This is a genomic window from Alkalibacillus sp. S2W (genome assembly GCF_046764385.1).
Classification (GTDB): Bacteria; Bacillota; Bacilli; order Bacillales; family Alkalibacillaceae; genus Alkalibacillus; species Alkalibacillus almallahensis.
The window spans coordinates 2,206,189-2,219,848 of the sequence record NZ_CP177234.1 but is presented as its reverse complement, the minus strand read 5'-3'; the positions used below and the strand labels follow the sequence as shown (position 1 = coordinate 2,219,848).

Genomic DNA, 13,660 nt, shown 5'->3' with positions numbered 1-13,660 from the left:
ATGAGAAACCTAGGTAGGTAAGATGAGAAATAAATTCTAATAAATAAAATTTATAATGTATGTGGCAGGTGTTTAACATTATTAATTTCGTCCATATTGGTATGATGAAAAGCGCAACAACTTATGTGCAAGGCGTATGGCATAAAGACAATAATTACAATTTAATTCATCAAGAAATTGCAGATTTAGTATATGAAATTAGAAATATAGTGGTTAATGATAGTGAAGATAAAAAGGTTGAATCAAGTATCAATAGGCCTAGAAGTATAAAAGGTTCAATAGATGTTTTAAGTTTTGAAAGTTTGTCAACCGCCTTTTTAAATAATATGAGTCAGCAATTCAAGATACCGAACTATATTCGATTGATAAGTAGAGAACTAAATCGCAACATCGAGACTGAAAACATATTATTAACTATCCGAGAACCTATTTCTTGGATAAAGTCAATATACATACAATCTATAAAGCAGGGAAATACAGGTTCCGCACAAGAATTTATTAATAAACAGGAAAATTTCATCAAACATTCATTAGATTTACGTATGCTTGTTGAAAACTATAGTAAATATTTTAATAATATGTTGATTCTACCGTTAGAAATTTTAAAGCAAGATGAAGATCTTTTCTGGAATGTTATTTCTGATGCCTTTGACCTTCCGCCTATGCAAACGAGAATTAATGAAAAATTAAATACATCACTAGATTTAGACAGAACTTATATTTTGTCTAAGATGAATGGTTTTTCAAAATTGATGATGTCAACATTATCTCAAGCAAATCACTTTCAAAGCTTGAAAGAAAAGCAACACTTAATAAATGCCCATAATCAAAATGAAAAATGGGTTCACAGACGTTTTGTCGAAAATGCTACTGATGAAGAAGTTGAACAAATGTACAGTTTCTTCGGTGAGCAAAGAACAAATGAGGATTTTTTCAGTTTTGATTTAACAGAGAGGTTGAAAGAATCAATTCAAAAAAACTATATTGATTATTTGAGAGAGAACACAATTCCAGAAATAGCTGATGACTATCAACATAAGTTTGATGAATTTTTGAGTAAGAAATAATATTCATTTTATAAAAAGTGTTATTACAAAAGAATATTACAACCAACAAATAATTTTAAATATCCTTCTAAACAACTCCTTCCTTTAACCGATATAACCAATAGAGCATAGGGAAGGAGTTGTTTTTGATGAAGGTTGATCAAGTTTTATCAAACCCTCAACTCCTGCAGCGGTCGGGGACATCGGAGGCTTTATCACAATTAGACAAAACGAAACCGAAATTGCAGGCGATGAATGATGAGGCGAATTCAAAGCGTGATGGTTCGGATGAGGACATGACGCGTGATCGTGCCGAGGAATTAGTCGAGGGTATGAATGAATTTCTCGAACCGGCTGAAACGTCGATTCGCTATGAGATGCATGATAAGTTAGATCGGTATTATATTTCAATTGTGGACAAGGAAACAGAAGAGGTCGTTAAAGAAATTCCGCCAGAAAAATTGTTGGATGTTTATGCAGCGATGGCTGAATTTATGGGTTTTATCGTCGATGAACGAATTTAAGGTAGGTGAGTGAAGATGGTATCAAACAATATGGATAATTCGATGCGCATGACTGGTTTTGCGACCGGGATGGATGTCGAAAGTATGGTTAATCAGTTGATGGAAGCTGAGAGACAGCCGCTCATACGAATGAAACAAGATCAGAGATGGCTTGAATTGCAGCGTGATGCCTATCGTGAAATGAATACGAAGATGAGTGAGCTCGACAGTGAATTATCGAGTATGCAGGAGTCATCAACTTATACGTCGAAATCGGCTGTGTCATCAAACGAAGGCGCGGTGACGGCTTCGGCTTCAGCTGAAGCAGATACGGGTAATTACTCTTTGGAAGTTAACCAACTTGCGACAGCAGCGATTAATCCAGGGACAAGTGGGACTTTTGCTGAAAACTTCGATCCACTTGCACCATTAAGTGATCAAATTGATTTCACTGATGCGAACGGTCAAAGTTACGAAGGGCAGAAAATTAATTTTTCTTATCAAAATTCAGAAGGGGAACAGTCTTCTGAGTTTACAATAGAAGAAAATGACTCATTAAGCGATATATTTTCAAAGATATCGGATACATCAGACGGTAATGTTAGAGCTTTTTATGATGACGGAGATAATCGTGTCATTATGGAACGTACAGAAGCTGGTGATTTTAATGACGGTGGAAATGAAATGGATTTGAGTGCAGGTTTCTTCGGAGATGTATTTGGTATTAATAATGCTAATGAACAACGCGGGGATAAAGCAGATTTTACCTATAATGGAATTAATATGACATCAAATGATAATAGTTATGAAATTAATGGTGTTTCTTTTGATTTTCATTCTTCTACCAATGGAGCAGTCGATGTATCAGTCGGTAATGACGTTGATGCGGCAATGGAACAAATTACAGGTTTTATAGATAAATATAACGAAACGATTGACTTTGCGCATGGAAAAATGAACGAAGAACGGAATCGTGATTATCCACCATTAACTGAACGCCAGCGTGAAGAGATGTCAGAGCGGGAAGTTGAGCTTTGGGAAGAGAAGTCTCAGAGCGGGATGCTCCGCAATGATTCAGTGATTAGTTCTGGTTTGAGTTCGATGCGTTCGGCGTGGTATCAAGAGGTCGATAACCCAAATAGTAACGAGATTAATAGTATACTTGATGTCGGAATTTCGACTTCATCTAACTGGCGAGATAATGGTAAGTTAGAAGTTGATGAGGCGGAATTGCGTCAGAAGTTACAAGAAGATCCGGAAGCTGTGATGGGACTTTTCCATAATCCGACTGGAAATGCGAATGATCCTAGTCGAGGGCTGACACAGCGTGTTGAAGGTTCGTTAGATAGTATGATGGAAAGTATTACGAACCGAGCGGGTAACGAGTATCAAACGGCACAACAGTATACCCTAGGGCGAGAAATGGCGGATATGTCTGAGCGAATGACTGACTTTGAGCGACGTATGCAACAAGCTGAACAGCGATATTGGGACCAGTTCACGCGTATGGAGCAAGCGGTGCAGCAAGCGAACGCCCAATCGTCTCAATTGCAACAACAGTTAGGCGGAATGATGTAATAAGAGAGGTGAGACTACATGTCTTATAATCAAGCATTTCAAGCGTATCAACAGAATTCAGTCGCAACTGCTTCACCAGGTGAATTGACGTTGCAACTTTATAATGGTTGTTTGAAGTTTATTAAGCTGGGTCGCGAAGCGATGGAAAATAAAGAGATTAAGGCTAAAAACGAAAATTTACAAAAAGCCCAAAATATAATTACGGAATTTATGCTGACGTTAAATCCGGATTATGAGATTTCTGGACAACTTATGCCACTGTATGATTACATTAATTACTTATTGCGTCAGGCGAATATTAATGATGATGTGGCGCAGTTGGATGAAGCAGATCAAATGGTGCGTGAGTTGCGTGACACTTGGAAAGAAGTGATTAAGCTTGATCGTCAGAATAAATATGCTTCAGGAGCCCAAGCCTAATGTCAGCTGTAAAAGCATTGTACACTTTGACGAAACAGATGCATGATCGGTTTGAGAAAGCCGATGAGATCGACCGAGAAGAATTGATTAATGAATTTAATCAATTTGTTGAAAAACGTGGTCAACTCATCAATCAACTTGATGGCGAATATTCGGATGAAGAACGTGAACTAGCACAAGAATTGTTGAGATTGGATGAGGCTTTGCGTCAAAAGGCCGATCAATATATGAATTCATTTCAACAGGATATTGGCAAGTTTAAAAAACAACAAGCAGGTAACAAAAAATATATAAATCCGTATCAAAATTTACGCGGCAATGATGGTGGGTTTATTGATACACGGAACTAATAGATGAAAGGATGAATGGAATCCTTTCATCTTTTTTATACTTAAAACCTTGTCATGAAGCCTTTCGTCACAATATCGACAAAATATTCTAAATTTTTCGGAGGTTTAAGCAGGAGTTCTTTGGGGTATTGTTGAATGTAACCTACATAGACGAAAGGAGGACTTGTATATGATTTACAACGTAAGAGGCGAAAACATCGAGGTTACAGATCCCATCCGCGAATATGTGGAAAAGAAGATTTCGAAGTTAGAGCGTTATTTTGATACACCACCGTCTTCTGATGTGCATGTGAACTTAAGTGTTTACAATACGGAACAACGTATTGAGGTGACAATTCCGATGCCGAACTTATTGTTACGTGCAGAGGAAGGGCATACGGATATGTATGCAGCAGTTGATTTGGTCGTGGATAAATTAGAACGACAAATTCGAAAATATAAAACAAAAATTAACCGCAAGTTCCGCCAAGAAGGTGCTCCTAAACATGTGTTTGCTGAGTTAGAGAAAGAAGCAATCACGGAACAAGTACAAGAAGCGGAAGATGATTCAATTGATATTGTGAAGAAGAAACAATTTGATTTAAAACCAATGGATGAGGAAGAAGCAGTCCTACAAATGGATATGCTTGGCCACGCTTTTTACGTCTTCGAAAACTCGGAAACAGGTGAAACAAACGTGGTTTACAAACGTAAAGATGGAAAATACGGCTTAATCGAGCCGAACGCATAATATTTAACACCAAAGCGTCCAGCTTAGCTGGACGCTTTTCTTATACGTTTAATTATGATGAAGGAATTTTATTGAAAGTAAAAATATTAGTTGAATAAAATTTAAAAATTTTTATTCTCCCTCTAAAAAATAATGTGTATATCGTATGGGAGGTTAGAAAGAGTTTTAAATTAATAGAGAAAGGAGGGGGAGAAGGTGAAGAGTCAGCAAAAGTTTTTAGTTTTTATAGTCTTTATTATAATTTTATTATCAGGTTGTTCAGATGACGATAATTCTGCACAGTCTGAAGAGAGTGTTGGTGGTGATAAGTCTGAAGAACAAACATCAACTTCAGAAGAGTTGCTATATGATCATAAAGATACAGGAGTATCTGTAGGTTATGAAGAAGGATGGGAAATGATAGAAGAATCAAAAGATCCTGTTAACGTGACATTTCAACATGACCATATTCTATCAGTTTTAACTGTTCTTGATGATAAACAAAAGGTACAATCATTAAAAGATGAATTATTGCAAGGTGCAAATAAGGCGTCCGTAGTTGACGAAAGTGATCGTTTTATCGCTTATGAAACGAATCGTGAAGAGAGCATGCGAACAGAAGTCTATTTTATGAATGATAAAGAAAAAACAGTTATGTTATCTTTTGTTACTGCGAAAGATCGATATGACAAAGTTGAAGATGATATCGCATCATTTAGAAGTAAATTAAATTATTAATAGAAAGGGAGTTTTAAAATGTTGAAGAAAATGTTGTTATCCATTGCTGTTGTCATGATGGTAGGTATTACTGTGAATGCGGATGAGGAAGACGAACAAGGTTATATCAATCCAGACTCAGAATTATATGATTTAAGTCGTATAATGGAAGAAGCAGAATATGAATTAACAGAGAGCTTTACAGAAAAGGCAATGTTACAGGACGATTTTTCTGAAGAACGTCTCGATGAAGCAGAATCTTTAATACAGGAAGGTGATTTAGAGACTGCTGATGAACTTTTAGAAGAGTATAGTGACATTCAAGATCAAGTTAATGAAGACTTAGAGCAAGCAGATGAAAATGATGAAGAAACTTCTGAAGCTAAAGAACAAGTAGTTGAAAACATGGACAATCGTACAGATAAATTAGAGGAAGTCTTAGAAAATGAAGAATTACCAGAAGAAGCTAAAGATGGAATCACGCAGGCGATTGAAAACCAAGAACAAGCTAAGCAAAATTATCTAGAAGCACAGAATAAAGCAGAAGAAGCTCAAGATAACGCAGAGCGAAAACAAGACCGAGCAGAAGAAGCTGAAGAAGACGCAGAGCAAGAACAAGACCGAGCAGAAGAAGCTGAAGAAGACGCAGAGCAAGAACAAGACCGAGCAGAAGAAGCTGAAGAAAATGCAGAGCGAGGTCAAGATCGAGCAGAAGAAGCCAAAGAAAATGCAGAGCGAGGTCAAGATCGAGCAGAAGAAGCCAAAGAAAACGCAGAGCAAGGTGAAGATCGAGCAGAAGAAGCTGAAGAAAACGCAGAGCAAGGTGAAGATCGAGCAGAAGAGGCCCAAGAAAACGCAGAGCAAGGCCAAGACCAAGCAGAAGAAGCTCGAGAAAAGGCAGAACAAAACCCAAATAATGATGAAAACGAAGACGAAGACGAAGATAATGATAATCAAGAAGAATCTGCAAGGGGCGAAGCAGATAATAATGCAGAATCAAATGAAGATGAACAAGAATCAGAAGATGCTGATGAAGAAAGAGGGGCAGCTGGTTCTAATAATGGAGAAGGTCAAGGAAATGGTAACAGGCCTTAAATGAGTACATCACTATTTGGAGGGGGTAACCATTTGTTATCTCCTCCAAACTTTTGTTATTCGTTATTTACCGTGATGAATTGATATTATATCCTATATAAGTACAGAGAATAGTTGGGAAGGCGATAGCTTTGGTAGAGGATAAAAAATTAGAGCAATCAATTCAATCAATTAGACACGGTGATGAACTGACTCGGGAACGATTAATCAAGTACTATAGCCCTTATATTCTGAATATAGTAGGTCATATTTGTAAGCGTTACATATCATGGAGTGATGAAGAATCTAGTGTGGGGTTAATTGCATTTAATAAAGCAATAGAATCGTTTGATGAAAATAAAGGACGAACATTTCACAGTTATGTTTATTTAATCATAAAACGTGATTTAGTTGATTTCTTTAAACGAGAAGCTCACTCCAATCAAACATTGTCGCTCGATATTGAAAGTAGAGAAAATCGAGTTGATCAACAATATGCGATAGATGAACATTTTAAATCACTGACTAATCATCAGTTAGTTGATGAAATTATGGAATTTGACTTTCAATTGAGTCAATACGGAGTTTCTTTTGATGAGCTAGAACAATTTGCGCCAAAGCATAAAAAAACAATACATAAATTGCATGAATTAGGAAAATTGGTTGCTCAAACAAAATCATATGTGGATGAATTAGTACGATTAAAACGTCTACCAATTTCAAGCATTACAAGGGATACGAAGTTTAAATACAAAACTATTGAAAAGCATCGTAAATATTTAATTGCCATAATTTTAATACACTGCAATCCTAGTTGGACACAACTGAAAGAGTTTGTAATTGAAAATAGTGAAAGGGAGGGTGCTCAATGAAAACAATCATATCTGGCAAAGTCGTTAAAGTGACAGATGATAAAATTGTTCTGTTAACTGATGATGCAAAGTTTAAAAATATCGAGCGCCCTGAACATGAGTTCCCTCTAATAGGAGAGACATATACTACTACACTCTCTAGTGGTCCAACATTCTCATTTTTGTCCTACGTATCTGTAGCTGCAGTTTTACTCATAAGTGTTATAGTTTATCAACTCGTCATGGAGCAAGATAAGACTAATGTATATTTAGTTGCAATGGATATTAACCCAAGCATTGAAATTGAACTTGATGAAGACTTTAATGTTCTTGGATTGACAGCTAATAATCGTGATGGTGAAAAAATTATTGAGGAAATATCGGAAGACCAATTGTTTAGTGAAGTAGTTCGTGAGCTCAATACATCCCTTCAAAAATTAGGTTATATTAATGAAAATGAAAATATGGCGTTAGTTTCGACTGTAATACCATTGGATTCTGAACAAGAATCGCAAACAAAAGCTATTGAACAAAAAATTCAATCTGAGATGACAAATGTATCACATCAACTAACCATTATGAATGGATCAAAGCACGATTATAATGAGGCAAAACAATTAAATATGTCAGTTAATGAATATCTTATAGGTAAAGAGTTAGAAGCTAGTGGTGAAGTTAACCAAGTTCAAGATGCTGCTGATCAACCTATTGATCAATTAATGGAAAAGTTCAAAGCTAATCATGGGCAACAGTCAAAGCAGACACGTGAGATGACTAAGCCGAATAAGAAGATAAATGAATTCAAAATACAAAATGATACTCAGAAACAAAAAATTGATACACCTCAGAGTCCTGGACAATCCAGTGAAACAAAATCTAACCTCAATAGCAGTGGTGAGCATCAGAAGGAGAAGAACAAGTCAGGAGAATTAGATCATCAAAATCGAGATTCGACTCAGCCTGATTTTAATCAAAGACAGAAAAAGAATGATAGCTCCTCTGATCAAAACCGTCAGGAAGAAAAAGAAGATAATCGTAATGGAAATGGACAATCGCAAGAGAATGATCGGAAATCTAATGATGAAAGTCCTAAAGTAAATGAAAAACATGAACAAGATAAAAGTTCTAAAGCAAATGAAAATCGTGAACAAGCTGAAAGTAATGAACGAAAAGATGAGTCGCAAAATCAATCAGAATCTGCAAATGAAGATAATAACACCAATGACAAATCAACTAATGAAGAAAAACAATCAAATGAAACCCAAGGATCGTTACCTGAAGAAGACGAAAAAACGAATGAATCAAATGAGCAACGTCATACAGATGAAAACGACGAGAATCAGCAGCCATCTAGTCAAAGTGATGACACAGAAGATGAGCGTAGCGAAGCTGATGAGAAAAAGGAAAATAATGTTCCGGATGAAGGCAAAGGTAATGCATCTTCTGATAAAAAACAATAAATAATTTTTTTAAGAGAAAATCTCGGTTTCCCCCTATATTATTTAATGATTAAACAAAAATAATTATCAAATTATTACGTACGGTATTTTTCCTCAATTTAGACGGGGCTACCCAACCTCTCAGAACCGTGGTATAACTAAGTTAGCAAGATCATAAAGGGGGAATACGAGATGACTCATCAGTTTAACTGCCTCGAATGTTCTAAGCTTCAAAATCAACTAAATCGTCAAAGTGAAATGATTTCCCAACTCGTTCGCATTGTCGCAACCACTAATGAGCGTGTGATTGCTTTAGAAGAACGTGTAACCTCCCATTCCGATGTTAATGTTTCCTTTCCCAATTATTCTTCATCCCAAGTCAAATAGTCACCTTTATGGTCTTGTCCTTTTGACCAGCTTACCTCACCCGCAAGCTGGTTTCTTTTTATTGCGAGTCAAATCGACAAAAACACCTCTATTCCGTTAGTTGTCATGATTAAAAAGGTAGTGTTATGATTGATAATGGAGTATTGTAAACAAAAGGATACGAGGTGCAACGATATGAAGCAATTACTAACCAAGGTATTTGGGGATTTGAATGAGAAACAGTTGAAAAAACTCCGAAAAACCGCAGATCAGATTGAAGCGTTAGAATCGAATACGAAATTATTGTCAGATACAGAATTACAAGCAAAGACAACAGAGTTTAAAAATCGTTATGAAGCAGGTGAATCGCTAGATGCTTTATTACCTGAAGCTTATGCCGTTGTACGTGAATCGGCTAATCGTGTGTTAGGCATGCGCCCGTTCTACGTGCAATTAATTGGTGCGATTGCGATCCATCATGGTGATATCGCCGAAATGAAGACAGGTGAAGGTAAAACACTAGCGTCAACTATGCCTGCTTATTTAAATGCAATTAGTGGCAAAGGCGTTCATATTATCACGGTGAACGATTACTTGGCATCACGTGACGCGGAAGATATGGGCGAATTATATAACTGGCTTGGTTTAACAGTTGGTTTAAATACGAATGAACTTGATAAAGAAGAGAAGCGTGAAGCGTACGACGCAGATATCACGTATGGTACGAATAATGAGTTCGGTTTCGATTATTTGCGTGATAACATGGTGCTTTACAAAGAGCGTCGTGTTCAACGTGAGTTGAACTTTGCGATTGTGGACGAAGTGGACTCGATTTTAGTCGACGAAGCACGTACCCCGTTAATTATTTCAGGTTCACAAAAGAAATCCCAGACTAATTATGTACAAGCTGACGGATTTGTTTCACAGTTAACACCTGAAGAAGACTATACTTTTGATGATCAATCACGAAATGTCCAATTAACTGAGTCAGGTATTACGAAAGCGGAAAATTACTTTAATATTGAAAACCTATACGATTTGAATAACGTGTCATTGACGCACCATATTAACCAAGCGTTAAAAGCACGTGTCGTGATGCAGCGTGATACGGATTATGTGGTTGAAGAAGATCAAGTGGTCATTGTCGACCAATTTACAGGTCGTCTCATGAAGGGTCGTCGTTATAGTGATGGTCTTCACCAAGCGATCGAGGCGAAAGAAGATTTACAGATCCAAAAAGAAAGCATGACCCTGGCGACCATTACGTTCCAGAACTTTTTCCGGATGTACAATAAGCTAGCTGGTATGACGGGTACGGCTAAAACCGAAGAAGAAGAATTCCGTGATATTTATAATATGAATGTTGTTTCGATTCCGACGAACGAACCGATTGTTCGTGACGACCGTCCAGATTTAATTTATAAGTCCATGGATGGTAAGTATAAAGCGATGGTTCAAGACATTAAAGAACGTCACGAAATGGGACAACCAATTTTAGTCGGTACGGTATCGGTGGAATCATCAGAATTGATTTCTCAGCAACTGAAGAAAGCTGGCGTGAAACACAATGTTTTAAACGCGAAGAACCATTTTAAAGAAGCGGAAATTATTCAAGAAGCAGGACTTAAAGGTGCCGTAACAATTGCGACGAACATGGCTGGTCGTGGTACAGATATCAAACTTGGTGATGGCGTTGTAGAGCTAGGCGGCCTAGCAGTTGTCGGTACAGAACGTCACGAATCACGTCGTATTGATAATCAGTTACGTGGTCGTTCTGGTCGTCAGGGTGACCCAGGTGTATCACAGTTTTATCTTTCCATGGAAGATGAGCTCATGCGTCGTTTCGGTTCAGAGCGTATGCATGCGATGATGGATCGTTTTGGTTTAAATGATGATCAACCAATTGAAAGTAAAATGGTATCCCGTGCTGTTGAATCGGCACAAAAACGGGTTGAAGGTAATAACTTCGATGCGCGTAAGCAAATCCTGTCTTATGACGATGTCTTACGTGAGCAGCGTGATATTATTTACGAACAACGTAATGAAGTTCTCGAATCGGACAACTTACGTGACATTATTATTGGCATGATTGAATCAACCGTCAAACGTAATGTTGAGGTTTATACGCAAGAAGAAGACGAAGAGAACTGGGATCTTGAAAGTCTCGTCCAATTCTTAGAGGCTAACGTTTTAGAGCCTGAAGAAATTTCAGCAGACGATCTAAAAGGCAAACAACCAGATGAGATTATTGAAACCATCATGGACATTGTGAAGAAGAAATATGATGAGCGCGAAGAAGAGTTAACAGATGAACAAATGCGCGAATTTGAAAAAGTGATCTTACTGCGTACAGTAGACTCGAAGTGGATGGACCATATCGATCAAATGGATCAGCTCCGCCAAGGAATTCATTTGCGTGCGTATGGTCAAAACAATCCACTCCAAGAATATCAAATGGAAGGCTTCTCGATGTTTGAAGACATGATTGCTTCAATCGAGCAGGAAGTCGCGCGCTATGCGATGAAAGCTCAGATCCGAGAAAACTTACAACGTGAAGAGGTAGCTAAAGACGCAAAAGCTGTCTCTGGTGGCCGTCCTCAAGAAGAACAAAAACGCCAACCGATTGTGAAGAAGAAAGAAGTTGGCCGAAATGAACCTTGCCCATGCGGTAGCGGTAAAAAATATAAGCATTGCCATGGTGCATAATGATGCAAAACCCGTTCTGATCAGTCAGAACGGGTTTTATTTGTGATTTAGCGCACAGACATGTCAGATGGAGTTGGTTATACTATTCATTAGTTAATAAATTATAGCGTATTCCAAATTCGACTTTATTCGACAACACACCACTGCTTCTATAAAAATTATGACAATTTGGTTATGAACATAGCTAAGAGCTGTTATTTCGCGTTTTTAATGGTACAATATGGTTAGCATTAATTATTAGAGGTGACAAAATACGTTATGGATTTAGCAGATATTCGCAATGAATTAAACCAAATGGAAGAGCAACTCGATAATTTCAGGGGGTCTCTTTGACTTTACGAGTTATCGCGATCGAATTGCTGAATTAGAAAACCAAATGACGGATCCGTCTTTTTGGGATGATCCGAGTGCAGCGCAAAAGGTGATTAGTGAAACGAACGGGTTAAAAGAACTTGTTCAAGGGTATGATCACTTAGTTGAAAGTGTTGAGAACCTAGAAGTATCTTATGAACTCGTTAAAGAAGAGCAAGACGAAGAACTATTCGAGGACTTGAAAGAGCAAGTCCAAAAAACGCGTCAAGCAATTGATCAATTTGAACTTAATATTTTATTAAGCGAACAGTATGATCAAAATAATGCGATCATTGAAATTCATCCAGGCGCTGGTGGAACGGAATCACAGGATTGGGCAGAAATGTTACTACGCATGTATACTCGTTATGCAGAACGCAAAGGCTTTAAAGTGGACACGCTCGATTATTTACCTGGTGATGAAGCGGGTGTGAAAAGTGTCACATTGCAGATTAATGGCCATAATGCTTACGGTTATTTGAAAGCAGAAAAAGGCGTGCATCGTCTCGTTCGTATTTCGCCGTTTGATTCATCGGGCCGTCGTCATACATCATTTGCTTCCTTGGATGTCATGCCGGAATTTAATGATGAAGTTGAAATTGAAATCAATCAAGATGATTTAAAAACTGATACGTACCGAGCTAGTGGTGCAGGTGGTCAGCACGTCAACACAACTGATTCAGCTGTTCGGATCACCCACTTGCCTACCAATATCATCGTGACATCGCAAGCTGAACGGTCGCAGATTAAGAATCGTGAACAAGCGATGAAGATGTTGAAATCGAAGTTGTATCAGCGAGAGATTGAACGTCAGCAGCAAGAAATAGATGACATTCGTGGTGAATTGAAGGAAATTGGCTGGGGAAGTCAAATCCGATCTTATGTTTTTCATCCATACAATATGGTCAAAGATCATCGCACGAATGTTGAAATCGGGAATACTGAAGCTGTGATGAACGGAAATCTTGATCCATTTATTAATGCCTATTTACGCTCGAAAATTGATGGTTAATTTTTGAGCGTTTTGGGAACATATATAGTAAAGCATAAGGAGGGCATAACATGAAAAAATGGTTGTTAATTGGATTTATCAGTTTCATGATGATCTTAGCCGCGTGTGGCGGTGGCGATGACGGTGGAGCTGATGGTGGAAATGGAGAAGGCAATGCAAATGAAACAGCACAAGGTGAAGAACTATTCCAACAAAACTGTGCATCTTGTCACGGTGGTGACTTAACTGGTGGTACAGGGCCAGATTTAACGAATGCAAGTGACAGTTATGATCAAAGCGAAATTGTCACGATTATCACTGAAGGTAAAGGAAGCATGCCTGCACAAGATGTAAGCGAAGATGAAGCTTCACAAATTGCAGACTATGTCCTAAGCCAATAAAGTTTTGAAAGACTGAATCCCTAACAGTGGTTGTTGGGGATTTTTTGTGTCCAAATTTATGAAAAACATAAATAACGATTCAGAAATAACTTCATAAATTACTAGAATGAACCGATATTAAAACTAATCACCTTTCGAGCAAATTGGCGTTTTTCATC

Annotated in this window: 14 protein-coding genes; all 14 read left to right on the top strand. The window is 37.6% G+C overall.

Annotated features, from left to right (window positions below; genetic code table 11):
• Positions 1-68: 68 nt before the first annotated feature.
• The 14 genes from ACKXGF_RS11680 to ACKXGF_RS11615 all read left to right on the top strand — a co-directional run bounded on the left by ACKXGF_RS11680 (position 69) and on the right by ACKXGF_RS11615 (position 13,502).
• A complete protein-coding gene (locus ACKXGF_RS11680; RefSeq protein WP_411953891.1) occupies positions 69-1,067 on the top strand; it encodes a hypothetical protein in 999 nt (332 codons plus the stop codon).
• A gap of 128 nt (positions 1,068-1,195) precedes the next feature.
• Positions 1,196-1,570, top strand: coding sequence for a flagellar protein FlaG (flaG, locus tag ACKXGF_RS11675; protein WP_411953890.1), 375 nt, complete (start codon positions 1,196-1,198; stop codon positions 1,568-1,570).
• Positions 1,571-1,585: 15 nt separating this feature from the next.
• Positions 1,586-3,127: a flagellar hook-associated protein 2 gene (locus ACKXGF_RS11670; protein WP_411953889.1), complete on the top strand. Its 1,542-nt coding sequence runs from the start codon at positions 1,586-1,588 to the stop codon at positions 3,125-3,127.
• An 18-nt stretch (positions 3,128-3,145) separates the two neighbouring features.
• On the top strand, positions 3,146-3,547 hold the full coding sequence (gene fliS / locus ACKXGF_RS11665) for a flagellar export chaperone FliS (protein WP_411953888.1): 402 nt from the start codon (positions 3,146-3,148) through the stop codon (positions 3,545-3,547).
• Positions 3,547-3,897 carry a flagellar protein FliT gene (locus ACKXGF_RS11660; protein WP_411953887.1) on the top strand — a complete coding sequence of 117 codons (351 nt, stop codon included), beginning with the start codon at positions 3,547-3,549 and terminating at the stop codon, positions 3,895-3,897. The genes fliS and ACKXGF_RS11660 overlap by 1 nt, the downstream gene beginning before the upstream one ends.
• Positions 3,898-4,066: 169 nt before the next feature.
• On the top strand, positions 4,067-4,627 hold the full coding sequence (gene hpf, locus ACKXGF_RS11655; RefSeq protein ID WP_411953886.1) for a ribosome hibernation-promoting factor, HPF/YfiA family: 561 nt from the start codon (positions 4,067-4,069) through the stop codon (positions 4,625-4,627).
• Between the two features lie 195 nt (positions 4,628-4,822).
• The gene (locus tag ACKXGF_RS11650) at positions 4,823-5,344 is read left to right on the top strand and encodes a hypothetical protein (protein ID WP_411953885.1); all 522 of its coding nucleotides are present in this window, start codon (positions 4,823-4,825) and stop codon (positions 5,342-5,344) included.
• Positions 5,345-5,362: 18 nt separating this feature from the next.
• A complete protein-coding gene (locus ACKXGF_RS11645) occupies positions 5,363-6,418 on the top strand; it encodes a DUF5667 domain-containing protein (protein ID WP_411953884.1) in 1,056 nt (351 codons plus the stop codon).
• A 131-nt stretch (positions 6,419-6,549) separates the two neighbouring features.
• Positions 6,550-7,269: an RNA polymerase sigma-I factor gene (gene sigI, locus ACKXGF_RS11640; RefSeq protein WP_411953883.1), complete on the top strand. Its 720-nt coding sequence runs from the start codon at positions 6,550-6,552 to the stop codon at positions 7,267-7,269.
• Positions 7,266-8,708, top strand: coding sequence for a hypothetical protein (locus tag ACKXGF_RS11635; RefSeq protein ID WP_411953882.1), 1,443 nt, complete (start codon positions 7,266-7,268; stop codon positions 8,706-8,708). Before sigI ends, ACKXGF_RS11635 begins: the two co-directional genes overlap by 4 nt.
• Before the next feature lie 171 nt (positions 8,709-8,879).
• On the top strand, positions 8,880-9,074 hold the full coding sequence (locus tag ACKXGF_RS11630) for a hypothetical protein (RefSeq protein ID WP_167262615.1): 195 nt from the start codon (positions 8,880-8,882) through the stop codon (positions 9,072-9,074).
• A gap of 174 nt (positions 9,075-9,248) precedes the next feature.
• Positions 9,249-11,759, top strand: coding sequence for a preprotein translocase subunit SecA (gene secA / locus ACKXGF_RS11625; RefSeq protein ID WP_411953881.1), 2,511 nt, complete (start codon positions 9,249-9,251; stop codon positions 11,757-11,759).
• Positions 11,760-12,017: 258 nt separating this feature from the next.
• A protein-coding gene (gene prfB, locus ACKXGF_RS11620; protein ID WP_411953880.1) for a peptide chain release factor 2 occupies positions 12,018-13,122 on the top strand; the annotation gives its coding sequence in 2 pieces (ribosomal slippage) (positions 12,018-12,089 and positions 12,091-13,122; 1,104 coding nt in all).
• A gap of 50 nt (positions 13,123-13,172) precedes the next feature.
• Positions 13,173-13,502 (top strand): c-type cytochrome, encoded by a 330-nt coding sequence (locus ACKXGF_RS11615; RefSeq protein ID WP_411953879.1) that lies wholly within the window; start codon positions 13,173-13,175, stop codon positions 13,500-13,502.
• The last annotated feature ends 158 nt before the right edge of the window (positions 13,503-13,660 follow it).

Coding starts and splice junctions, on each gene's coding strand:
- flaG (WP_411953890.1), top strand. CDS start 1,196: ATGAAGGTTGATCAAGTTTTATCAAACCCTCAACTCCTGCAGCGGTCG.
- ACKXGF_RS11670 (WP_411953889.1), top strand. CDS start 1,586: ATGGTATCAAACAATATGGATAATTCGATGCGCATGACTGGTTTTGCG.
- fliS (WP_411953888.1), top strand. CDS start 3,146: ATGTCTTATAATCAAGCATTTCAAGCGTATCAACAGAATTCAGTCGCA.
- ACKXGF_RS11660 (WP_411953887.1), top strand. CDS start 3,547: ATGTCAGCTGTAAAAGCATTGTACACTTTGACGAAACAGATGCATGAT.
- hpf (WP_411953886.1), top strand. CDS start 4,067: ATGATTTACAACGTAAGAGGCGAAAACATCGAGGTTACAGATCCCATC.
- ACKXGF_RS11645 (WP_411953884.1), top strand. CDS start 5,363: ATGTTGAAGAAAATGTTGTTATCCATTGCTGTTGTCATGATGGTAGGT.
- ACKXGF_RS11635 (WP_411953882.1), top strand. CDS start 7,266: ATGAAAACAATCATATCTGGCAAAGTCGTTAAAGTGACAGATGATAAA.
- ACKXGF_RS11630 (WP_167262615.1), top strand. CDS start 8,880: ATGACTCATCAGTTTAACTGCCTCGAATGTTCTAAGCTTCAAAATCAA.
- secA (WP_411953881.1), top strand. CDS start 9,249: ATGAAGCAATTACTAACCAAGGTATTTGGGGATTTGAATGAGAAACAG.
- ACKXGF_RS11615 (WP_411953879.1), top strand. CDS start 13,173: ATGAAAAAATGGTTGTTAATTGGATTTATCAGTTTCATGATGATCTTA.